We start from the raw sequence: 22854 nt of genomic DNA on the forward strand, positions 1-22854 counted from the left end.
GTGTGAATCGGAATTAAGATTAATGCAGTGTAATTTGTTTGTGCGAGATCGCGTTGATCTGCGCACGAATCATTTCGCTAATGGGGTCTTCCGGACACTGCTCGACGAAATAGTTCAAATCATTCAGTGCAACGTGCTCACAGTCGAGCTGGGCATAGATCAGCCCGCGATCGCGAATTTCGTACGGATCTTCCGGGTTGAACTGCAGCAGCACTTCGCTGGCGCGCAACGCCAGCTCCATCTGACGCTCTTCCATTAACGCAGACTTCAGCGTATCCAGCAGCTTGCGGATCACTTCTGCGTTATCCGCCTCGTCGAGATCTTCGTTGAAGAGTTCGGCCACTGGGCTGATATTGCCTTTCAGCCACACGTCCAGCGTATGTTCATCCAGCGTGTCGCCGTTGAAGGGATTAATGAGCCACATTTCGCCGTCCAGCCACTCTGCACGCAGGATCATCTGCGTCGGGAAAATGACCGGGACCAGCGGAATATCCAGACGGTGCGCGACCCACAGCAAAATAGAGCCCAGCGCCACGGCGCTGCCCTGACGATTTTTTAAGACCTGGTCCAGCCATAACGCGTCAGACAGGCGATACACGCCCCGCGTGTCGCAGAAACCCCATTCGCCGTAGAAAAGCTCCAGCAGCTTCTCTAATTGCCAGTCTTGCGGGCGAGCCTGATTAATCTCTTCACGCGCCAGGCTGACCAGATTCTCCAGCTCATCGTAGACAAACTGCGACGTAAAATCGTCGCGAATCATCTCAGAAATCAGGATCATGCCATCGCAAAGCGGCACTTTATTAAATTCGAAATCGGCTAAGGACCTCATGACTTACCCCAGTAACGGTATTCTTGTGGTGGCGAGTTTAATGATGATGTACAGCACCACCAGACCCAGCAGAAAGGCGATAAACCCGACCTGCTGGCTGCGCGGACGACGACGCCCAAGCGCGATAAAACCCAAAACGATGTAGATGATAACGCCAAACAGCTTTTCAGTCAGCCATGCACCTTTATCAGTAAATGGCAGATAGCCGGTCTTCCACATGAGCCCGGCACCGGAAAGGAGCAATAGCGTATCGATGCAGTGCGGTGCGATACGCACCCAGCGGGCATCCATCAGCGGATTGTTGCTGTAGCGCCACCAGTAACGGACGATGAAAAAGCTGACGGTCAGCGCAACGGAAATGAGGTGGACGGTAATGAGCACGGTAAACAGGCTCATAGCCACTGCCCCAGCGTCAGGCGTTCGTTGCCGCCGTAGTCGCGGCAGGTTTCGACAGCGCCGTAGCCTGCTTGCGTAAACAGTGCCCGCACGGCTTCTCCCTGCGTCCAGCCATGCTCCACGAGCAGCCAGCCGCCGGGAAGCAAATGTTTTCGTGACGTTGTCACAATGTGATCGAGATCGGCTAATCCCGCGTTGGCGGCCACGAGCGCCGTCAGCGGTTCGAAGCGCACGTCTCCCTGCGCAAGGTGCGGGTCATGTTCGTCGATGTAGGGAGGATTGCTGACAACCATCGCAAATGAGCGATTCTCCAGCGCCTCAAACCAGCTGCTTTGCAGAACCGTCACGTTGCTGAGCCCGAGACGTTCCACGTTACGCTGCGCCAGCGCCACCGCATCGGGCATTACATCCACCGCCGTCACCGCGCAGTCGGGCCGCTCGGTGGCCAGCGCCAGCGCGATAGCCCCGGTCCCGGTACCGAGATCGAGAATGCTGCAGGCCGCCGCCGGTAAACGCGCCAGCGCCTGCTCCACAAGACACTCGGTGTCCGGACGTGGGATCAGCGTCGCCGCCGAGACGTACAGCGGTAACGACCAGAACTCGCGCTCACCGACAAGGTGCGCCACCGGCTCGCCGGTTTTACGACGGGCAAGCAGCGCGGCGAGCTGCGCTTCCTGTTCCGCGGTCAGTTCGGTTTCGCCAAAAGCCAGCAGATACGTGCGGGCTTTACCCGTCACGTGCTCAAGCAAAATTTCGGCGTCGCGTTTCGGGCTTTCGCTTTCTGAAAGCTCACCGGCCGCCTCACGTAACCAGCGCTGAAAATCCATTATTCCTGCTCGGACAGCGCCGCCAGCTGGTCGGCCTGGTATTCCTGCACGATAGGCTCAATCAGCATATCCAGCTTCCCTTCCATCACCTCGTCCAGACGGTACAGCGTCAGGTTGATGCGGTGGTCGGTTACGCGCCCCTGCGGGAAGTTATAGGTGCGGTTACGGTCGCTGCGATCGCCGCTGCCCAGCAGGTTACGGCGCGTAGACGCTTCCGCCTGCTGGCGTTTCGCCATTTCGGCTGCGTGGATACGCGCGCCCAGCACGGACAACGCTTTGGCTTTGTTTTTGTGCTGCGAACGCTCGTCCTGACATTCGACGACGATGCCGGTCGGCAGGTGGGTAATACGGATGGCGGAATCGGTGGTGTTAACGTGCTGACCGCCCGCGCCAGAGGAGCGGAACGTATCAATACGCAGGTCAGCCGGATTGATATCAGGCAGTTCAGCTTCCGGCAGCTCCGGCATCACCGCAACCGTACAGGCGGAGGTGTGAATGCGGCCCTGAGATTCGGTGGCCGGCACGCGCTGCACGCGGTGACCGCCGGATTCAAACTTGAGACGACCGTACACGCCGTCGCCGCTGATCTTGGCGATAACCTCTTTGTAGCCACCATGTTCGCCTTCGTTGGCGCTCATGATCTCCACGCGCCAGCGACGCGATTCGGCGTAGCGGCTGTACATGCGGAACAGATCCCCGGCAAACAGCGCCGCTTCGTCACCGCCGGTACCGGCGCGCACTTCCACAAACGCGTTACGCTCGTCGTCCGGATCTTTCGGCAGCAGAAGCACCTGAAGCTGCTGCTCCATCTCTTCAGAACGCGCTTTCGCATCCTGCAACTCTTCCTGCGCCATCTCGCGCATTTCAGGATCGTCGAGCATCATCTGCGCGGTTTCGATATCTTCCTGAACCTGTCGCCAGTCGGTAAAGCATTTAGAAACATCACTTAACTGCGCGTATTCACGCGAGAGCGCGCGAAAACGTTCCTGGTCCGCAATGGTCCCGGCATCCCCGAGCAGCGCCTGTACTTCTTCATGGCGCTCGTGCAGAGCTTCCAGTTTAGCGACGATAGAAGGCTTCATAGGCGTAAGTGCACCTTGTCTTAGAAAATGGGTATAGGGCGCTATTCCAGCCCGAGGCTGTTGCGCAGAATGGTCAGGCGTTCATCATCCCCGTCACGGGCAGCCTGCTGAAGAGATTTGGTTGGTGCATGGATCAGGCGGTTGGTCAGTTTCCACGCCAGGTCCTGCATAATCGCATTCGCGTCGCCGCCCTGTTCAAGGGCTGCTAACGCTTTGGCAGTCAGGTCATCACGCACCTGCTCCGCCTGCCCGCGGTACTCGCGGATGGTCTCGCTGACGCTTTGCGCGCGCAGCCAGGCCATAAACTCACTGGTTTCCTGCTCGACGATGGTTTCCGCCTGAACCGCCGCCGCTTTACGCTGGGCAAGGTTGTGCGAAATGATGCTTTGCAGGTCATCCACGCTGTAGAGATAGGCGTTAGGCAGCTTGCCCACTTCCGGCTCCACATCGCGCGGGACGGCGATATCCACCAGCAGCATCGGCTGATTACGGCGGGACTTCAGCGCACGCTCCACCATCCCTTTTCCGATAATCGGCAGCGGGCTGGCGGTAGAACTGATGATAATGTCCGCCTCTTTCAGGCGTTCATCAATGTCGCTCAGGGCAACCACCTCTGCACCCACTTCATCCGCCAGCACCTGCGCGCGTTCGCGGGTGCGGTTAGCGATAATCATCTTTTTCACTTTATGCTCGCGCAGATGGCGCGCAACAAGTTCGATGGTTTCGCCCGCTCCCACCAGCATCACGGTGACGGTAGACAGGGATTCAAAGATTTGGCGTGCAAGGGTGCAGGCCGCGAAAGCAACGGAAACCGCACTGGCACCAATGTCGGTTTCGGTTCGCACACGCTTCGCCACGGAGAACGACTTCTGGAACATGCGCTCCAGCTCGCTGGCCTTCAGATGCCCTTTTTGCGAATCCGCAAACGCTTTTTTCACCTGACCCAGAATTTGCGGCTCGCCCAGCACCAGCGAATCCAGCCCGCTGGCGACGCGCATCAGATGGCTGACCGCATCGTTGTCCTGATGCCAGTACAGGCTGTTGCGCAGCTCGTCTTCATTGAGGTTGTGGTAGTCACATAGCCAGCGGATCAGCGCTTCGTGCAGGTTGTCCTGCTCTTCCACGCTTAAATACAGCTCGGTACGGTTGCACGTCGAGAGCACCACGCCACCCTGCACCATCGGCTGTGCAAGCAGGCTGTCCAGCGCCAGGTCAAGCGTATCCGGCGAAAACGTCACGCGTTCTCGCAGCGAAACCGGAGCCGTTTTGTGGTTGATGCCGAGTGCTAATAGGGTCATGTTGAGCGGGAGTAGTACCAGCGTTAATAAGGTTAGCAGAACGCATCATACAGGATGCGCGAGATCAATAAAAGGGACTGCCCCCTTTCGGAGTAATAGGTTACATAACCCTTTGAGATAATTTGAACGTAGACGGTCGCCCCCTTCGACGCTAGCATTAACAGTTATAACTGCAACGTATCTCAAGGATTTGTCCTCATTATGACCCGACTGATTCGCCTGCTGCCGCTGGCAGCACTGGTTCTGACCGCCTGTACCGTCACCCAACCAAAAGGCCCGGGCAAAAGCCCTGATTCACCGCAGTGGCGTCAGCACCAGCAGGACGTCCGTAATTTGAACCAGTACCAGACCCGCGGCGCTTTCGCTTATCTCTCTGACGAACAAAAGGTTTATGCCCGCTTCTTCTGGCAGCAGACGGGGCAGGACAACTACCGCCTGCTGCTGCTGAACCCGCTGGGCAGCACCGAGCTGGAGCTTATCGCCAAACCGGGCGAAGCGCAGATCACCGATAACAAAGGCCAGCACTATACCGCGACCGATGCCGAAGAGATGATTGGCAAGCTGACCGGGATGCCAATCCCGCTCAACAGCCTGCGCCAGTGGATCCTTGGCCTGCCGGGCGAGGCAACTGACTACACCCTTGACGATCAGTACCGTCTGAGCCAGGTGAACTACACGCAGAACGGCAAAACCTGGAAAGTGGTGTACAGCGCCTATGACAGCAAGAGTAAACCGTCGCTGCCATCAAACATGGAACTGACCCAGGGCAGCCAGCGTATCAAGCTGAAAATGGACAACTGGATCGTTAAATGATGACCCACTGGCCCTCTCCGGCAAAGCTGAACCTGTTTTTATACATCACCGGCCAGCGTGCTGACGGTTATCACACCCTGCAGACGCTGTTTCAGTTTATTGACTATGGCGACACGATCTCCATTGAACTGCGCCAGGACGGGCAGATTTGCCTGCTAACGCCTGTCGAAGGCGTGGCGCATGAGGACAACCTGATCGTGCGCGCCGCGCGTCTGCTGATGAAAGCCGCGGCGGAATCGGGCCGTCTGCCCGCGGGAAGCGGTGCGGATATCCGTATCGAGAAACGCCTGCCGATGGGCGGCGGTCTGGGCGGCGGATCATCCAACGCCGCCACCGTGCTGGTTGCGCTGAACCACCTCTGGGGCTGCGGGCTGTCAAAGGACGAACTGGCAGCCCTGGGCTTGACGCTGGGGGCGGATGTCCCGGTGTTTGTGCGCGGTCATGCGGCCTTTGCTGAAGGCGTGGGTGAGATCCTCTCCCCGGCTGAACCGCCAGAGAAGTGGTATCTGGTTGCCCACCCTGGCGTGAGTATTCCGACGCCGGTCATCTTTAAAGATCCTGACCTGAAAAGGAATACCCCGGTTCGGTCAATAGAAACGTTATTAAATTGTGAATTCAGCAACGATTGCGAGGATATCGCAAGAAAACGTTTTCGCGAGGTTGATGCGGTGCTTTCCTGGCTGTTAGAATACGCGCCGTCGCGCCTGACTGGTACAGGGGCCTGTGTCTTTGCTGAATTTGACACCGAATCCGCCGCTCGTCAGGTGCTTGAGCAAGCGCCGGTTTGGCTGCATGGTTTTGTAGCACGCGGGATGAACACCTCCCCCCTACAGCAGACCATTCTGGCGCAGACTGAGTTTCGGTGACAACGTCACCCTGTTCCAGACGTTGCATCGCGCTCTTTAATACACCGCCTGGATAGCCTTCGCCTGGCCCGCACAGTTTGCGGCGAGCGCTATCCACCACTGGACGCATGCCTGAGGTTCTTCTCGTGCCTGATATGAAGCTTTTTGCTGGTAACGCCACCCCGGAACTAGCACAACGTATTGCCAACCGCCTGTACACTTCCCTCGGCGACGCCGCCGTAGGTCGCTTTAGCGACGGCGAAGTCAGCGTACAAATTAACGAAAATGTACGCGGTGGTGATATTTTCATCATCCAGTCCACCTGTGCTCCAACAAACGACAACCTGATGGAATTGGTTGTTATGGTCGACGCCCTGCGTCGCGCTTCAGCAGGCCGTATCACTGCTGTAATCCCTTACTTCGGCTATGCCCGTCAGGACCGTCGCGTCCGTTCCGCACGTGTGCCAATCACCGCTAAAGTTGTCGCTGACTTCCTGTCCAGCGTCGGCGTTGACCGCGTACTGACCGTTGACCTGCACGCAGAGCAGATCCAGGGCTTCTTCGACGTCCCGGTTGATAACGTATTCGGCAGCCCAATACTGCTGGAAGACATGCTGCAGCTGAACCTGGATAACCCAATCGTGGTTTCTCCAGACATCGGCGGCGTGGTACGTGCCCGTGCTATCGCTAAGCTGCTGAACGATACCGACATGGCAATCATCGACAAACGCCGTCCGCGCGCAAACGTTTCTCAGGTGATGCACATCATCGGTGACGTTGCTGGCCGTGACTGCGTGCTGGTTGACGACATGATCGATACCGGCGGTACGCTGTGTAAAGCAGCTGAAGCGCTGAAAGAACGTGGTGCCAAGCGCGTGTTCGCTTACGCGACTCACCCGATCTTCTCCGGTAACGCGGTAAACAACCTGCGCAACTCCGTCATTGACGAAGTGGTGGTATGCGATACCATCCCACTGAGCGACGAGATCAAAGCACTGCCAAACGTGCGTACGTTGACCCTGTCCGGGATGCTGGCCGAAGCGATTCGTCGTATCAGCAACGAAGAATCCATCTCAGCAATGTTCGAACACTAATCGAACACGGCCGAAAAACCCGCTGCGGCGGGTTTTTTTGTCTCCGGGTTTTATTTGTATGATTAATGCCTCCTTCACCTGCCATTCACATGACAGATGATGCGCATACGGATGATAGATAATTGTGAAAAATGTAGCCTCCTCACATGTTCTGCCCTTTCGCGCCCTCATCGACGCCTGCTGGAAAGAGAAGTACACCTCGTCACGCTTTGTCCGTGACCTCATTGCCGGGATCACCGTCGGCATTATCGCCATCCCGCTGGCGATGGCGCTGGCAATTGGCAGCGGCGTTGCGCCGCAGTACGGTCTGTACACCTCGGCCGTTGCCGGGATCGTCATCGCCCTGACGGGCGGCTCGCGCTTCAGCGTCTCCGGCCCGACCGCCGCCTTCGTGGTGATCCTCTACCCGGTTTCGCAGCAGTTTGGTCTGGCAGGCCTGCTGGTCGCCACCCTGATGTCCGGCGTCTTTTTGATTTTGTTTGGTCTGGCACGCTTTGGTCGCCTGATTGAATATATTCCCCTTTCCGTGACGCTGGGGTTCACCTCGGGGATTGGTATTACCATCGGAACCATGCAGATCAAAGATTTCCTCGGCCTGCAGATGCACCACGTACCAGAGCACTATCTGCAAAAAGTGGGGGCGCTGTTTATGGCGCTGCCGACGGCCAATCTGGGCGACGCCGCCATCGGGATTGTGACGCTGGGCACGCTGATCGTCTGGCCTCGCCTCGGTATTCGTCTGCCGGGCCATCTGCCCGCGCTGCTGCTGGGCTGCGCGGTGATGGCCCTCGTCAATATGTTCGGTGGCCACGTCGCGACTATCGGCTCGCAGTTCCACTATGTTCTGGCGGACGGTTCACAGGGTAGCGGCATTCCGCAACTGCTACCGCAGCTGGTGCTGCCGTGGGACATGCCCGGCTCCAGCTTCACCCTAAGCTGGGATTCACTGCGAGCCCTGCTTCCCGCCGCGTTCTCTATGGCAATGCTGGGGGCGATTGAATCCCTGCTCTGCGCCGTCGTTCTGGACGGCATGACCGGCACCAAACACAAAGCCAACAGCGAGCTGGTTGGTCAGGGATTAGGCAACCTCGTCGCGCCGTTCTTCGGCGGTATTACCGCAACGGCAGCCATCGCCCGCTCTGCTGCCAACGTGCGCGCAGGGGCAACTTCACCCGTTTCGGCGGTCATCCACTCCGTGCTGGTGATCCTCGCCCTGCTGATCCTCGCCCCGCTGCTATCATGGCTACCGCTTTCCGCCATGGCTGCCCTGCTTCTGATGGTGGCCTGGAACATGAGTGAGGCGCATAAGGTGGTGAACCTGCTGCGTCGCGCGCCGAAAGACGACATCATCGTGATGCTGATCTGTATGTCGCTGACCGTGCTGTTCGATATGGTTATCGCCATCAGCGTCGGGATCGTGTTGGCTTCCCTGCTGTTTATGCGCCGCATCGCGCAGATGACGCGCCTTTCCCCGGTTAACGTCGAGGTGCCTGACGATGTGCTGGTGCTGCGCGTGATTGGCCCGCTGTTCTTCGCCGCGGCGGAAGGTTTGTTCAGCGATCTGGAGTCCCGCATCGCTGGCAAACGGGTTGTGGTGCTGAAGTGGGATGCCGTACCCGTGCTGGATGCAGGCGGCCTTGATGCCTTCCAGCGCTTTGTGGCACGTCTGCCGGAAGGCTGCGAGCTGCGGGTGAGTAACCTGGAGTTTCAGCCGCTGCGCACCATGGCGCGCGCCGGCGTGCAGCCTATCCCTGGCCGACTCTCCTTCTACCCTAACCGTGAAGCCGCGTTAGCGGATCTGTGAGTGACCTGATGCAGAGAAACGTCTCTGCATCAACACCCCGATCGCCTGCTGGAGCCATGCAAGCACGGCAGGCGTCATCCAGGTTCCTTTCATCAGGTGCGGCTCCTGCTGCATGGCAGTACGAAACTTTTGCTGAGTTTCCGGGTTGGTGCCCGCGTAAGACTGGAACAATGCCAGCCAGTTTTCAGCCAGCTTTTGCGCCTCCTCCGAAGCGGGATCGATATTATCCCGCTGCGCCTGATGCAGTTTCGCCACCAGCGGCGGCCACTCCATCATGCGGTCAAAGTAGTGTGCCCGGGTAAAGGCCATCTCTTCGGCAGTGAGATACTTCTCCCATATGCTGAGCTTAGACTCAGCAAACGCGCGCGTGATGTAATCCGTCATCTCTGGCGTGATACCGGTCTGCACCTGCATCTGCGGTTCAACGCTGTGCATCTCGTTCAGCCGGGTGAGAAACTCCGGCTTGCCCGCCGTGTCCTGCTCAAGGCGCTCCATCCAGCGCGTCGCCAGATCCATCGCCCGAGCGTCCGTAGCGGGGATATGTTGCTCCAGTAGCGCACTGGCCTCTGCAACCAGCCCCGACCAAATAGCCGCCAGCGCATCCTTCTGCACCGCAAACGGCAGCTGCTGTAACTCTTCTTTGCTAAACCAGCGATCGTACATATTCATTAACTCCAGAGTCTGTAGCCAGGATTCCAGATCCGGCGTCGCATCGTCGATAAGCCCGGTTCGCAGCTCCACCAGCCGGTCGCGCAGCGTATGTATGCTGCGCAGCTGTTTATCCAGCAGCGTGATTTGCGCATCGAGTAACTCGGTTAACGACAGCGACTCCTGTTCCAGGAAATCCCTGATTTCAGCAAGTTCCAGCCCCGCTTTTGCCAGCGTCTGGATCATGTGCAGACGCTGGACATCCGCCAGGTTGTAAAGCCGGTAACCTGCCGCGCTTCTGGCAGAAGGCAGCAACAACCCTGTTTGCTCATAGTGGTGCAATGTCCGCACGGTGATCCCGGCGCGTTTCGCCAGCTCACCCACCTGAATCAACATAACTGCTCCTTTTTCTTTGCCAGTGGTGCCACTCTGGAGCCTTACGTTACGTGAGGGTCAACCCTTGATGCAAAAAAAAACGACTCCCGCGGGAGCCGTTTCGGCGTTCTTTTTCAGGCACTAGCTGTGCTTATGCTGATCGCGACGACATCGTTTATCGTAGTGGCGCACCCACCAGTATTTATCGCAGACTTCCTCATGGCCGCTCATGCGCGCCCCGGCGAGCCACAATACCGCACCAACGAAGATGCTCAATATCGCGCCGTGCGCGAAGTATTGCGGGAGGTTAATCTGAGGTAACTGGTTTAAAATGGAATAACCCACGCCGCCAACCATCACGAACAGCCCCAATCCCATCAGTACGTTACCGAGTAACGAAGCGTTTTTGCGTTTCATGTGTCACCTCCGGAACTTTGGGTTGTCAGGGGAAAAGCCCCTAATCCTTGTGTGTAAAGTATAGACAACGCCCCTTTTATGAGTTGCGTGAATGATCACAATTACAGATAACTCCCAAACAAAAGTTTACAAATAACACTTTGAACAGCTTGAAATTCTAATTGTTCAAATCAGAAATTATTCGTATTTCGCTGAGAAGATCGCAGAATTTTGTCAAGCGGCGCGCCAGACAGTAAACTACGCGCCAGATCTGGAACCCATTAGGAATTAAATCGTGACGATTAAACTGATTGTCGGCCTCGCCAACCCGGGCGCAGAATACGCGGCCACCCGCCACAACGCCGGGGCTTGGTACGTCGATCTGCTGGCCGAGCGGTTACGTGCTCCCCTGCGTGAAGAACCTAAATTCTTCGGGTATACCTCACGTATCAACCTTGCTGGCGCGGATGTTCGCTTACTGGTGCCCACCACCTTTATGAACCTGAGCGGTAAAGCGGTGGCGGCAATGGCAACGTTTTATCGCATCAATCCGGATGAAATTCTGGTGGCTCACGATGAGCTGGATCTCCCGCCCGGCGTGGCAAAATTCAAACTGGGCGGCGGGCACGGCGGCCACAACGGTCTTAAAGACATCATCAGCAAGCTGGGTAATAACCCGAATTTCCACCGTTTGCGCGTTGGAATCGGCCATCCGGGCGATAAAAACAAAGTTGTCGGTTTCGTACTCGGTAAGCCCCCGGTTTCTGAGCAGAAACTGATTGACGAGGCGGTAGACGAAGCGGCGCGCTGCACTGAAATCTGGCTGAAAGATGGGTTAACCAAAGCGACAAACCGCTTGCACGCTTTCAAAGCGCAATAATCCGCCCGATCCGGCTTTTTTACCGCGCGTCATGCGGGTTACGTGTATAATAAGCGTAGTTATTTACTTTTCATCAGTCGGTTATCGTTAACGGATTGATTATCAAGATATTAAGGTGATTTAGAAATGGGATTCAAATGCGGTATCGTCGGTCTGCCAAACGTGGGCAAATCCACCCTGTTTAACGCGCTTACCAAAGCGGGTATCGAAGCGGCGAACTTCCCGTTCTGTACCATCGAACCTAACACCGGCGTTGTGCCAATGCCGGACCTGCGTCTGGACCAGCTCGCGGAAATCGTGAAGCCGCAGCGCATCCTGCCAACCACCATGGAATTCGTGGACATCGCGGGCCTGGTAAAAGGCGCATCCAAAGGTGAAGGCCTGGGTAACCAGTTCCTGACCAATATTCGTGAAACCGAAGCGATCGGCCACGTTGTGCGCTGCTTCGAGAACGACAACATCATCCACGTTAACAACAAAGTGGATCCGGCTGACGACATCGAGGTTATCAACACCGAGCTGGCGCTCTCTGACCTCGACACCTGCGAACGCGCTATTCACCGCGTGCAGAAGAAAGCCAAAGGCGGCGACAAGGACGCGAAAGCGGAACTGGCTGCGCTGGAAAAATGCCTGCCACAGCTGGAAAACGCCGGCATGCTGCGCGCGCTGAAAAACCTGACTGAAGAAGACAAGGCGGCGATCAAATACCTGAGCTTCCTGACCCTGAAGCCAACCATGTACATCGCCAACGTTAACGAAGACGGTTTTGAAAACAACCCGTACCTGGACAAAGTGCGTGAAATCGCAGCGGCTGAAGGTTCTGTGGTTGTGGCTGTTTGCGCTGCCGTTGAATCCGATATTGCCGAGCTGGACGACGCCGACCGTGAAGAGTTCATGGCCGAGCTGGGTCTGGAAGAGCCTGGCCTGAACCGCGTAATTCGCGCAGGCTATGAGCTGCTGAACCTGCAGACCTACTTCACCGCTGGCGTGAAAGAAGTGCGTGCGTGGACGATTCCTGTAGGTGCGACTGCACCTCAGGCGGCTGGTAAAATCCACACTGACTTCGAGAAAGGCTTTATTCGTGCGCAGACCATCGCGTTTGAAGACTTTATCACCTACAAGGGTGAGCAAGGCGCGAAAGAAGCAGGCAAGATGCGTGCGGAAGGGAAAGATTACATCGTTAAAGATGGCGATGTGATGAACTTCCTGTTTAACGTCTGAGTCGTCTTGAATGAAAAAAATCCACGCCCTGGCGTGGATTTTTTTATTGCGGCGTTAAAACACATTGTCTAAAAGTTCTGCCTTCATGCTGGGTTCAAAGGGAATGATTTCAACAGTCGTAAGTTTTAACCTCTGAAAAGGATCCTCGCGCAAGCGCTCTTCCAGAGAGGCAAGACTCTCACACTTAGCGAGAATGACACCGCCGTTTCTTGGGATCCGTCTACCGGACGCCAGAAAAATCCCCTCTGCATACCCCTTTTTTAGCCACTCAACATGAGCAGGTATCGCTGCATCGATTTCATCGAGTGGTTTTATATAGGTCAAAATAACAATGTAAACCGTGGTCATCCTTTGCCCCTAAGTTAGGATTATCTCAAAGTAATAATTAAGTCGTTCGTTGGTTCTACAGAAATACATCCTCTTATGCCTTAAGCTAACATAATACTTTTTAGCGGAGATTTTAATCTTAAAAAGGGATCGCTATGAGATATTACTTTATGCTTAACCATAATAATGCCATAACATACATTAAAAACTGGCAAGCTCTTTCTTCTTAAGATTTTATTTAATCACTAAAAATAAAGTTATTTTCCGCTAGTTTATTTTTTTCCTTGTATTCCTTTTCCCACTCGAAGTAACCCTCAGGTTCATTTGAAGAAACGCCTTTGGTCCAATATTGATCGCCATAGACAATTAACATTGCCCAATGATATTCACTTTCATGACTGCGCAAAGCCACAGACATGTAATCATTTTCCGTAATACAAACAAGTGGAGAGGCTAATACTATACGCTCAGCCTCACTCTCTGTTTTATTAGCATATCCAACAATAATCGCTTTAATTAACTCAACCCAGCTATAGTGATTAAAAATAATAGTTTGATTAGAATTATTAAAGCGAATGCCATCGGTAATATTCATTATCCTTTACACCGATCTTTACTTTATATGTATCAAGTACGACCACTGTATAATTTGAGAAAATAGTCAATGGCGTACGCCTTACACCCATTCATTCACACCACAAGGCTTAACAAATCAGCTTACTGCATCATAACTATGGGATATTTCCCCAACCTAAGATTATATAACCTAATAATTCAGGTTAACCCGTTTATTTTTAAATGCGAAACCCTCACGTTCTTACTTAATTTTTCCACATTAAATTTCATATATATTCATACAACAAAGCGTCTATACTGCATCTCAAATTAATATTCTATCTGGCGGCATGTTTACTTTTTTTATTTGGAAAATCATCCCCCTAAACATAGTTGCATATTTTATAATCGCATTAAATACAGGTAAGTTTAATATCCACGGGAGGGTTAACTTCGTTGATGATAAACATTCCATATTGCCGGGAGAGATGCCGCGTCGATACAGTAAATCAGGATAGCCGTAATCGCTGTGACCATACTGAGTAATCCCCCTCTTTCGTAGTTGGATTGCTTCAACTCGCGGTCATCCCACAGTGTAAATGACGCGCGATTGCAGAGGGGATAATACTTTACGAATAGTTGCGAACTCACACACAAAAAATAATAATAAAACTCAGATGGACAACATGGAATACATATCCATTTATTGGCTCTACAATTTTATTCTCGTCAATCCCAACGTTCGTCAAGATAAGGTGTGATACCTTCAATTGTAAGAAATCTTGATTGACAATGGAAATTTAATTTTTCATCTTTTATAGATATTTCACTATAATTTTCCGTCGAAACAATCACAGGAGAGCAAACAAAACCCACCCTCATTCCTTTAACATCAAATTTAACCACATCCCCAAATGTCAACACAATACAAAGGGCATTGAATTCACTCTCTTTCCATTTTTTTGGGTAGTTAGATGGAATTTTTCTTGTAAAAAAACGACATGAAATATCAGAAAACCTTTCAAAGGTAAAACCATCGAACTCGACTAATTCCATGCTTAATTCCCCACCAAACATGAAATTAATTTTCTCTTTCCCTATTGCGTTGTCAAACCACATTTATAAACCCTCAAAATTATAATGACCATGAGTACCCGGAACACTACCTGTATTCAAGTTTTGTGGCGGCCTAACATTGAAATGGGGTTCAGCACCATGACCAGTGGTCGCTTTATCATGCCCCAAACTATGTTCCTGAATAAAAACAGGCTTGTTATTTGAATCCCTAAATTCATATTGTCGAGTTTTTATCGGCAATCCTTTTGAGTTTAGTATTTTGTTGCCTTCCCCATCTAATAGGTCTGGTCTGGAAATAGCTCTAGGGTGCTGATTCATAGGAATTCCCGCATCACGTTTAGCCTGCCTGAATGCATCTCTTCGACTAACTCCTTCATAACTGGTTTTTTTATTAGGTCCACCACTACTACATTTCGTCAACCCCCACGGATCCACCCACCCCAGCGCATTCGGCGCATACTGGTAAAGGTTTATCCCCCCCGCCAGCCCTATCGGGTCCTGCTGCGTAAACCGCCCGCAGTCCGGGTCATAATACCGGAACAGATTGTAGTGCAGCCCTGTCTCACGGTCCAGGTATTGCCCCTGCATGCGCAGGTTCTGAGAATATCCTGATACCTGCGTCTCGCTTTCCCGCAGCAGCTTGCCCCAGGCGCTGTTCACCCCTTCCCAGCGCACCTGCCCTTCGATATCCGTCATCCGCTCCGGCGTGCCGTTGGGCTGGCAGTGGAACCAGAAAATCTCCGGGGAATCAACGCCATCGATACGCGCCAGCGGATCGTAACTGTCCTGATCGCTGTAGACGTAGGTGAGCGGCACATCCCCGTGCACCTCCTGCAGCAGGCGTAACCCTTCCCAGACAAACCGGGTTGTGACCGGCTTGCCGGTTGGCTGTCCGCCCAGCATCTGGCGTCGCGTTTTGCTGATGCGTCGCCCGAGCGGATCGTAGCGGAAGCTTACCTGCGTCTGCGGTTTGTTGCGGTCCCGCGGCTGGCTGATAACCTCCGTCAGGCGATGTTCACCGTCGTAGCAGTAGTGCCAGCGGGTCTGGCCGTTATCTTTTTCCACGGTGCGGCCGTGGATGTCATAGCGCCAGCGAATGCCGTTCAGCTGCGTCAGGCGGTTGTGCGTGACCTTCTCAGCAGCACCTTCCAGCGGGTTACCGGCAGCGTCCCAGCGCCACTGCTCCTGTCCGGGCAGCGTGCCGTCCTGAACGAGCAGACGCCCGGCGCTGTCGTACTGCCAGCGGTACCAGCTGAACGGATTATCGTCCCGCTCTTCCCGCACCAGGTTATTGCGGTAGTCGTAATCCCAGCGGCGGGACCAGCGGCGCGGCGACGGGCGCTGCGCATTGCCGGTAAAGACGTCCCGGCGATGCAGTCGGCCGAGGCGGTCGTACTCGCTGCGTGTGGTCAGCAGCCCCTGGGTGCGGCTGGTCTCACGGTGGAGTTCGTCGCGGGTAAAATCAGAGACCGACAGCTTATCGAGAGCAATGCTGAGCAGATGCCCGCTGCCGTAGTAGAACTGCTTCAGCTCGCGTCCATCGGGCAAAGTAATCGAAGTGCGGTTGCCCAGCGCGTCATACTCCCACGCCAGCTCGCCGTGCTCGCCCGCCTCGCGCGTCACGCGACCGAGCGCGTCATAGTCAAAGGCGAGCTCCTGCTCTGCCTCGGTGGTCCACGCGTCGGCTGCAAGCGCAGGATGTAGCCCAATCCGGCTTAACAGTCCGGCCGGAGTGTAGTGGTAGCGGGTCTGCCCTTCCGGCGTGGTGCGGGCGACCAGCTGGCCGCTCGCGCTCCAGGCGAAGGCGTGGGTGATGGCCTCCGGATGACCTGCGGCAAGCGTGCGCGCTATCGTGCGCCCGCAGGCGTCGTATCGATACTGCGAGGCTACGCCATCAAGCCCCACCTCTTCCAGCAGCAGCGAGTCCGCGCCCCAGCGGAACTGATACGCTTCGCCGTTTTCGTTTTCTAGGGCAATCAGACGCCCGCGGCTGTCCCAGCGGCGACGGACCTCTTCACCATGGGTATTACGGGTGGCGGTTAAGCGCCCTGCCTCATCGTATCTGAACTCACTTTCTTTCCCGTCGGCGCCCGCATGCTTCACCGGCAGACCACGTTCGTTCCATTTGAGCGATTCCGTCCAGCCTTCCGGGCGATCGAGCTGCACCGGACGCCCTGCGGCGTCGTAGCGATATCGCGTCTCTTCCCCGTCGGCGCTAACTTCAGCCACCAGCCAGCCCAGCGGGTGATAGCGGTAGCGGGTAATACGCCCGGAACAGTCCGTCGAACGAACGATCTGCCCGGCCTCGTTGTACTCCTGGTAGCGGCTGTTTCCGGCGGCATCGACCTCTTCAACGACCAGGCCGAACGCGTCCCGGCGCAGCTGCGTGGTCTGCCCCATCGGGTCCACCACGCGCTTCAGCCCGTGATGTTCGTCGTACCAGAACCGGGTGGCGCTGCCGTCGGCTTCGATAATGGCCGCAGGAAGCGCGCGGTGCTCCAGCCAGGCGGTGGTGCGGGTATTGCCGTCGGCGTCGATCTCCTGAACCCGGTTGCCCATCTCGTCGTAGACGAAGGTGACGGCGTTTCCGAGCGGATCGATGCGACGCGTCAGAAGCTCGTTCTCATCCCACTCGTAGCGCCAGTTTTCACCGCGCTCGTCAACGTAGCGGACGATCAGATTCTGCGCGTTCCAGTAGTGGCGGCGCGTCTGGCCGTCGTAGTGCTCGACGGTCGTCAGCCCGGCGGCTAAATCGTAGCTAAAGCGGCACCCGTCGCCGGTGCTGGTGCGGTTTTCCACCACGCGCCAGTGGTCGAATTTTTTCCAGCGGTATTCGCTCTCCAGACCGCCCGGCATCCGGTGCCAGACCATCAGCCCGTGCTCGTTATAGCGGTATTCACGCGTCACCACGCCGGAGGCATCCGTCGCGTTCGCCAGCTGGCCGCGCGCGTCGTAGCCCCACTGCATCAGCGGCCAGGTTTGGCTACCGTCGAAATGGCTGGCAGCGGTAACGCGCTGCGGGAAACGTTCATCTTCATAGCGCAGGGTGACGTCTATCGCCCGCGGCTCGTCGTGAAGGCCTACCAGCCTGCCGTGCTCGTCCCACTCCGTCAGCAGCGCGTTGCCGTATTCATCGCTGAGGGAGGTCAGACGCAGGATAGATGGATTCGCCCGGGTCTGTTTATACAGACGCCATACCGCACCGTCATCGTCGGCAATCGCCACGTCGCCGTTCTCATTGCGGCGGATGATAATGCCTTCGCTGATGCTGTAAAACGCGCGGTCGACAGGCGGCAGCTCGAAGCTCAGCTCGCGCCCGGTTTCGTCGAACCAGGTGGCGTTGTTGTCCTCCAGCGTGAGATAGCTGTCAAAGGTCGTTGCCCAGCCCAGGCCGAACAGCCCTTCGCGGGTGGTCAGGCTGTTGTAGCTGCGCTGCCAGCGAAGCGGGAAGCGCCCCGGCAGCGAGAAATCGAGCTCGTCGTCGTCATTCAGCACCTTCACGCCGGTAGCGGCGTGAACCGGGTGCGAGGAGCCAAACACGGCATTCACTGCCATATCGGCCAGCATCCCACCGCCTGCCGCCGCCAGCGCGCAGGGCATGTTTTTCAGGATCTTGCCCGGACGCCCGCGCAGCAGGGAGAGCGCAATCATCCCCAGCGCCAGACCCGGCGTTTTACCGCTTTTGATATCGCGAACCGTGAGCGTGTCCCCGCCGATGATCACGTTCGGGGAGACGTCGTCAGAAACGGTGCCTTCGCAGGTGGTACGATCTTTCGCGCGCACCGCGGGCTGCCCGTTGATAAAGACGCTCTTAGAACCTTCCGCCAGATACTGCGGCCCGGAGTGCTTTTCGCACACCACCTTGTCTTCTTCCAGCGGCGAGGTTCCCGCTGCGGCAGAGGCCACGCTCGGCTGCCACATTTCGCTGCCAAACTGTCCGGCGGCGGAAAGCAGCATGCCCGCGTAATCGGCAAAGCTGCCCGGCGACTGCGGCTCAGGAGACGGCGTATCGGCGGGCGTCAGCGTTCCTGCCGCCCGCGCGGCGGGGATTGCGTTGGTCAGCACGTTACTGGAACCGGTGGTGATTTTACCCGCAGGCGACGGCGGGAAAAGCGCATTGCCTAATCCTTCCGCGGCGTTGCTGATATCGTCGGTGATCCCCGCCACGTTCGCCAGCACGCCGCCAATGATGCCGCTTAACAGACAGCTGGATCCAATTGCCGCCACGCCCGCTGCGGCTGCCCCCGCCCCCAGCAATGGCGCCGCTACGGTTGCTGCTGCGCCTACCGCCGCGCCGATCACCGCATAGGCGGCACCTTCCGCCACAATGCTGGTGATGTCAGCAAAAATGCTGGAGTGAATAATCTCGTCGCCCTTACGGGCCGCGTTGTTATCGCTCATGCCTTACACATTCCGGTTGTCGTTTAGCGTCAGACTCTGCTTAAGCGCGCTCCAGCGCACCTCATCCTCTTCGGTGAATGCCCTGAGTGCCGAGAGGGTAAAAATCATCAATACCGGTTTGCCCGGCGTCTGCACGGCCAGCTGTTTTTGCCACAGGCGCTGCCCGTTACGGTCAAACGTCGTCTCAACTTCCAGCCCGTTAATTTTTCCGTCAGGCCCGGCTTTTACGTTCCGGAATTCGCTCTGGGCAATTTCACCCATCTGAGGACGCAGCACATCCCACTGGCGGTGGAACTCTTGTTCATAGTCGCTGCCATCGGGGATAACGCCGCGGCTGACCACCACGGACAGCCCGCTTTCGTCATCGCGAATAATGTTCATGCTGTTATCCTGCCAGGCAGCAGGAAAAAGGGAAAACGAACCTTCCTGGAGGGTGTATTTCATAAGTGAACTCGGGATGATTAATATTGTGAGAAACAAAAAGGCCAATCCATGCTGGCCCTTTGGCTGGCTTTTTTATTATTTACGCCATTGACCTGACTGTTCGACTAAAACCTGGCTGCCTTTACTGACAACCAATTTCTCAGGTGCATACGTCACGGTATAAACGATCTCGCCATTCTTGTACGTTGAGCCGATTATTTTACATGCGGAGTCGTGCAGCGTTTTTCCCCTTAAAGAGATCGTACTGTTATCGCTTTTGCGCACGCCGAGATAAACCATCTGGTCACATTCGCTATCAAAATGGCCACACCTGTTTATCAGCGAAATAACGAACTTTTCGGTATCCAGTTTTCTGGTTTCAGCGTTATGAACCGAAGCGGCTTTACGTAACGTATAACGCAGCGGAGCATAATAATTTCCATTTTGAGGAGGAGTAGCTAAACGCCATTCCATTTCACTCCCCTTTATTTCCAGAACAGCACGTCCGCCTGGGCCGCCAAACGATGAGTTGAATTTAATATTGGCACGATTGCCAGCGATAGTACCTGTAAGATTACGCTCATCATCTTCCGGGCAATCTATGCGGTTTCCTCTCTGGGAGATATAGCAATAAGACCCGGTGATACGGTTGCCTGATTCAGCTAACCGCAGGGTTAACGTCGAGTCGTCCCCGAATTCGCCAGCCCACTCCCCGTCAAACGCAAGTTCTGACTGGCTGTTCGTTGCAAAATGCATCGCATTGAATCTGGCGGCCCACTGCTGAATATCGGCATTTATAACCGGGCTATTATCAGATGACCGATATCGTATAACGTCCGATTCCGGAACCACCCAAGCCGCAAAGATTTTGCCGTCAGGATTGATGACCAGTGCTGACGCATTCTCCTGGTAGAGATCCTTTAGCCAGCCTTCAACAAACAATCCGCCACCTGTGCTGGTATGCGGTTCACCAAAGACATCAAAGTTATCAATAAAGATCTGGTAATGATTTCCCAGCAACGCCCTGAGATTGTCTGTCACTTCGCTGTCGTTAACGATGCGGCTAACCGTTTCGAGCTTATTGTATTGCGATAATTCAAGCGCCGATGACGTTTCAACAACGCCTGTCAATAAAGCAGTGAACAATACGGCTGCCAGATACTTTTTGGTCATAAATTATTCTGAAGAACCATTTTCGTAATTCATTGTAATTTTCACAACCTTACTGTCTTTAACCTCAAAAGAGAGCAATTTCTTACCCAATTCATAGGAAACCCACTGCTCCGCGGAATCATTTTCGACCTGGCCATCGCCGTATGCATTGTTCAGTGCTCTGATTGTTGAACCCACATGAACTCCACGCGGCGTTAAAATATCTGAGGCAGTCAGCGTAATCTGGGAGACGATATAATCATCAACGCTTCTTTCTGCTTTATCCCACCAGAGATTGGAAGTGAATATTTCTAAACCATCCTTTTGATGCTGGTAGAATTTATAGTCCGTTCCGTCAAAAGGAACCTCACCGACAAAATGGCCTTCAAGCGGCACGTCAATTTTACGGGCAATATCAGGAGTCCATCTGTCGCCTAAAGCGACAGGCTGGCCTTTGACATTGACGGAAAAATCCTGTTTTGTCAGAACGGGCGGCATAGCTTCTGCCAAAACCACATTGCTGCTCAGACAGGTAAACATCAGGGCACAACAAAGAAATGTAGGTGTGTGTTTTTTCACATTAGTTGTCATTCAATGAATATTTATTGCACTTCTCGCCACTGGAAACACCGCCAGGACATGGAAGCAGCGTTTCTTATTCGGCGCTTATGACGACTGAACCCAGACAGTCAGGATTTTTCACGGTGAAACTGAAGCTCACCTTTTGTCCATTCATATCTTTTGGCGCTGTATAGCTGGTAACTTCGTTCTCAGAGCGGCCTCGTGGATAATCACTTAACGTCAGTTGCGGATAATGCTTTTTAACGGTATCGAGAGTGATGCACTGGCCGGACGGTGAAAAATTCAGTAAGGGTGCCATACCGTCACTTTCTTTACTTAAGCGTAAATCGATTGCAGTAATGCTCGTTCCATCCGCCAGTTTGATATCGTCGGCATTGTAGAAATTGATATATTCATTCTGTTTCGTCAGCCTGAACGACAACGGAGCGTTATCCAGACTGTTAACGGACAACGTTTTAAGTGATGCGCTCATTTGTGCAATGAACTGCCAAAGATCCTGTTTCTGCATGTTACCTCCTGCCATTCCCGTCGTTAATAAAGCCGCAAGCACCGCACCCGTTTTTAGACTATGGATAATTTTTATCATACCAACCGCCATAATAATCTTCGTAATATTGCCCTGTGGTAGACGTTTGTTCGCCTTTGCCAAAGATACGGCCTATCTGCGTACGCGCTTCACTTTCCTTTATAGCCCCACGTTCGAGAGAATCATAGATACTATTATATTGTGTCTGATTTGCCGGATTGCCCGCAATACCGATATCTCCACCCTTGTTGGCTATGATTTCGCGTTGGACCCGGATATTGTTCAACGTTGCAGCGCCTTCATCACTGAGTGTGCTGTTGAGATAGGCGTCGCGCGAAGAAAAATCAATGTTGGGTTCATATAAAGCGTGACCACTTTCATGTGACAGAGACTGAACAACCGCATTCGGATTACCGAGCTCGTTTTTATCAACGGTAATAACTCGCTTTTGACGATTGGCAAACGTCCCCTTACCTGCTTCACCTTCTTCAAATGTCCAGCCTCGTTTCTTTAACGTAGCTATGTCATTTTTCATGGTCGGTGATTTATCGACAAGACTATCTACATCCTTGCCATATCCGCTTGAAGGAGCATTGGAGGCTGGAGGCGTAGCGGTTTTAGAGGCTTCGGCAGGTGCGCTGGCAGCCGCACCTGCCTTATTCTCCTTTCCCGGCGTAAATTTCGCCTGCACCGCCGCATCAATATCCCCTTTATGCCCCGAACCCGGTGCCGTTGTGCCCGGCTTGGTTCCCGAGGTATTCAGATGCAGCTTACCGCCCGTGGTGATATACCCATCCCCTTCCACGAAGAAGTTAAACTCTTTGCCGATCAGGTTAATCTTGCCGTTAGCATTCAGCTCAATGGCGCTCTCACCGGAGACCAGCCGCAGCTTCGTCCCGGAAGCAATAACGTACTGCTCCACCGCCGCATCCAGCTTGCCTTTCCCCGTCAGGATCTCGGTTCCGCCCTTCACGGCCTGGGTTTGGTTCGCTTCCACGCGATGCAGTTCATTTTTCTTCACGTAATGGCTGCGCGCCCCGCCGACGCTGTGCGTTTCATCGTTTTTAACGCTGGTGTCCATGTTGCGTTCGGCCTGGATCCACACCTGCTCTGCGCCCGCCTTGTCCTCAAAGCGCAGGGCGTTGGCGTTGTCCACGGAGCCCCCCTTAGAGCGGCTCATAAAACCCATCTGCGTCGCCGCAGCCGGCAGCGCCCACGGCGGCATGCTCGCGTCGTTGTACACGCGACCGGTGATAATCGGCCGGTCCGGGTCGCCGTTGATAAAGTCCACCACCACCTCATC

General features: G+C 54.7%; 22 protein-coding genes. 6 read left to right on the forward strand and 16 right to left on the reverse strand.

Going from position 1 to position 22854, the window contains the following annotated elements:
- Positions 1-19: 19 nt before the first annotated feature.
- Genes sirB1 through hemA form a run of 5 tightly spaced genes read right to left on the reverse strand, consistent with a single transcriptional unit; the run spans position 20 to position 4432 of the window.
- Complete coding sequence (gene sirB1 / locus BJ885_RS09285; RefSeq protein ID WP_023312124.1) at positions 20-829, reverse strand: invasion regulator SirB1; 810 nt, start codon at positions 827-829, stop codon at positions 20-22.
- A gap of 3 nt (positions 830-832) precedes the next feature.
- Complete coding sequence (gene sirB2 / locus BJ885_RS09290) at positions 833-1225, reverse strand: invasion regulator SirB2 (protein WP_029741602.1); 393 nt, start codon at positions 1223-1225, stop codon at positions 833-835.
- Positions 1222-2052, reverse strand: a complete 831-nt coding sequence (prmC, locus tag BJ885_RS09295) for a peptide chain release factor N(5)-glutamine methyltransferase (RefSeq protein WP_121931766.1) — start codon at positions 2050-2052, stop codon at positions 1222-1224. The genes sirB2 and prmC overlap by 4 nt, the downstream gene beginning before the upstream one ends.
- On the reverse strand, positions 2052-3134 hold the full coding sequence (gene prfA / locus BJ885_RS09300) for a peptide chain release factor 1 (protein WP_021240360.1): 1083 nt from the start codon (positions 3132-3134) through the stop codon (positions 2052-2054). Before prfA ends, prmC begins: the two co-directional genes overlap by 1 nt.
- A 41-nt stretch (positions 3135-3175) precedes the next feature.
- The gene (hemA, locus tag BJ885_RS09305) at positions 3176-4432 is read right to left on the reverse strand and encodes a glutamyl-tRNA reductase (protein WP_023335999.1); all 1257 of its coding nucleotides are present in this window, start codon (positions 4430-4432) and stop codon (positions 3176-3178) included.
- 201 nt (positions 4433-4633) lie between these two features.
- Between hemA and lolB the strand changes: the two genes are divergently transcribed.
- The 4 genes from lolB to dauA all read left to right on the forward strand — a co-directional run bounded on the left by lolB (position 4634) and on the right by dauA (position 8988).
- Positions 4634-5245 (forward strand): lipoprotein insertase outer membrane protein LolB, encoded by a 612-nt coding sequence (lolB, locus tag BJ885_RS09310; RefSeq protein ID WP_023312128.1) that lies wholly within the window; start codon positions 4634-4636, stop codon positions 5243-5245.
- The gene (gene ispE / locus BJ885_RS09315; RefSeq protein WP_029741606.1) at positions 5242-6111 is read left to right on the forward strand and encodes a 4-(cytidine 5'-diphospho)-2-C-methyl-D-erythritol kinase; all 870 of its coding nucleotides are present in this window, start codon (positions 5242-5244) and stop codon (positions 6109-6111) included. The genes lolB and ispE overlap by 4 nt, the downstream gene beginning before the upstream one ends.
- Positions 6112-6236: 125 nt before the next feature.
- Entirely contained in the window at positions 6237-7184 is a 948-nt protein-coding gene (gene prs, locus BJ885_RS09320) for a ribose-phosphate diphosphokinase (protein ID WP_003856663.1), read from the forward strand.
- A 124-nt stretch (positions 7185-7308) separates the two neighbouring features.
- Positions 7309-8988, forward strand: a complete 1680-nt coding sequence (gene dauA / locus BJ885_RS09325) for a C4-dicarboxylic acid transporter DauA (RefSeq protein ID WP_121931767.1) — start codon at positions 7309-7311, stop codon at positions 8986-8988.
- Here dauA and BJ885_RS09330 read toward each other — a convergent pair.
- A complete protein-coding gene (locus BJ885_RS09330) occupies positions 8974-10032 on the reverse strand; it encodes a MerR family transcriptional regulator (RefSeq protein ID WP_121931768.1) in 1059 nt (352 codons plus the stop codon). The two genes, dauA and BJ885_RS09330, sit on opposite strands and share 15 nt — an antisense overlap.
- Before the next feature lie 120 nt (positions 10033-10152).
- Positions 10153-10428, reverse strand: coding sequence for a stress-induced protein YchH (ychH, locus tag BJ885_RS09335; RefSeq protein ID WP_121931769.1), 276 nt, complete (start codon positions 10426-10428; stop codon positions 10153-10155).
- 274 nt (positions 10429-10702) lie between these two features.
- Here ychH and pth point away from each other — a divergent pair, with 274 nt between their 5' ends.
- Both pth and ychF read left to right on the forward strand, forming a co-directional pair.
- The gene (pth, locus tag BJ885_RS09340) at positions 10703-11287 is read left to right on the forward strand and encodes an aminoacyl-tRNA hydrolase (protein ID WP_023336005.1); all 585 of its coding nucleotides are present in this window, start codon (positions 10703-10705) and stop codon (positions 11285-11287) included.
- Between the two features lie 126 nt (positions 11288-11413).
- Complete coding sequence (gene ychF, locus BJ885_RS09345) at positions 11414-12508, forward strand: redox-regulated ATPase YchF (protein ID WP_121931770.1); 1095 nt, start codon at positions 11414-11416, stop codon at positions 12506-12508.
- A gap of 54 nt (positions 12509-12562) precedes the next feature.
- On the opposite strand, the gene BJ885_RS09350 is transcribed toward ychF, so the two are convergent.
- The 9 genes from BJ885_RS09350 to BJ885_RS09390 form a co-directional block, all read right to left on the reverse strand.
- Positions 12563-12856: a YciI family protein gene (locus BJ885_RS09350; protein ID WP_121931771.1), complete on the reverse strand. Its 294-nt coding sequence runs from the start codon at positions 12854-12856 to the stop codon at positions 12563-12565.
- A 217-nt stretch (positions 12857-13073) separates the two neighbouring features.
- The gene (locus BJ885_RS09355; RefSeq protein ID WP_121931772.1) at positions 13074-13430 is read right to left on the reverse strand and encodes a hypothetical protein; all 357 of its coding nucleotides are present in this window, start codon (positions 13428-13430) and stop codon (positions 13074-13076) included.
- A 689-nt stretch (positions 13431-14119) separates the two neighbouring features.
- A complete protein-coding gene (locus BJ885_RS09360; protein ID WP_039024232.1) occupies positions 14120-14509 on the reverse strand; it encodes an Imm50 family immunity protein in 390 nt (129 codons plus the stop codon).
- Positions 14510-18868: an HNH/endonuclease VII fold putative polymorphic toxin gene (locus BJ885_RS09365; RefSeq protein WP_121931773.1), complete on the reverse strand. Its 4359-nt coding sequence runs from the start codon at positions 18866-18868 to the stop codon at positions 14510-14512. It abuts the gene before it with no gap.
- 3 nt (positions 18869-18871) lie between these two features.
- Entirely contained in the window at positions 18872-19312 is a 441-nt protein-coding gene (locus BJ885_RS09370; protein WP_023330599.1) for a DcrB-related protein, read from the reverse strand.
- Positions 19313-19387: 75 nt separating this feature from the next.
- Entirely contained in the window at positions 19388-20464 is a 1077-nt protein-coding gene (locus tag BJ885_RS09375) for a hypothetical protein (RefSeq protein WP_121931774.1), read from the reverse strand.
- A gap of 3 nt (positions 20465-20467) precedes the next feature.
- Positions 20468-21022, reverse strand: a complete 555-nt coding sequence (locus BJ885_RS09380; protein WP_259467201.1) for a hypothetical protein — start codon at positions 21020-21022, stop codon at positions 20468-20470.
- A gap of 76 nt (positions 21023-21098) precedes the next feature.
- Positions 21099-21623, reverse strand: a complete 525-nt coding sequence (locus BJ885_RS09385; RefSeq protein ID WP_230598706.1) for a hypothetical protein — start codon at positions 21621-21623, stop codon at positions 21099-21101.
- A partial coding sequence (locus BJ885_RS09390) for a bacteriophage T4 gp5 trimerisation domain-containing protein (protein WP_404851379.1) occupies positions 21592-22854 on the reverse strand: 1263 nt, incomplete at its 5' end. The genes BJ885_RS09390 and BJ885_RS09385, both read right to left, overlap by 32 nt.

This window comes from Enterobacter sp. WP_7_1, from assembly GCF_003688535.1.
In the GTDB taxonomy this organism is placed as follows: domain Bacteria; phylum Pseudomonadota; class Gammaproteobacteria; order Enterobacterales; family Enterobacteriaceae; genus Enterobacter; species Enterobacter asburiae.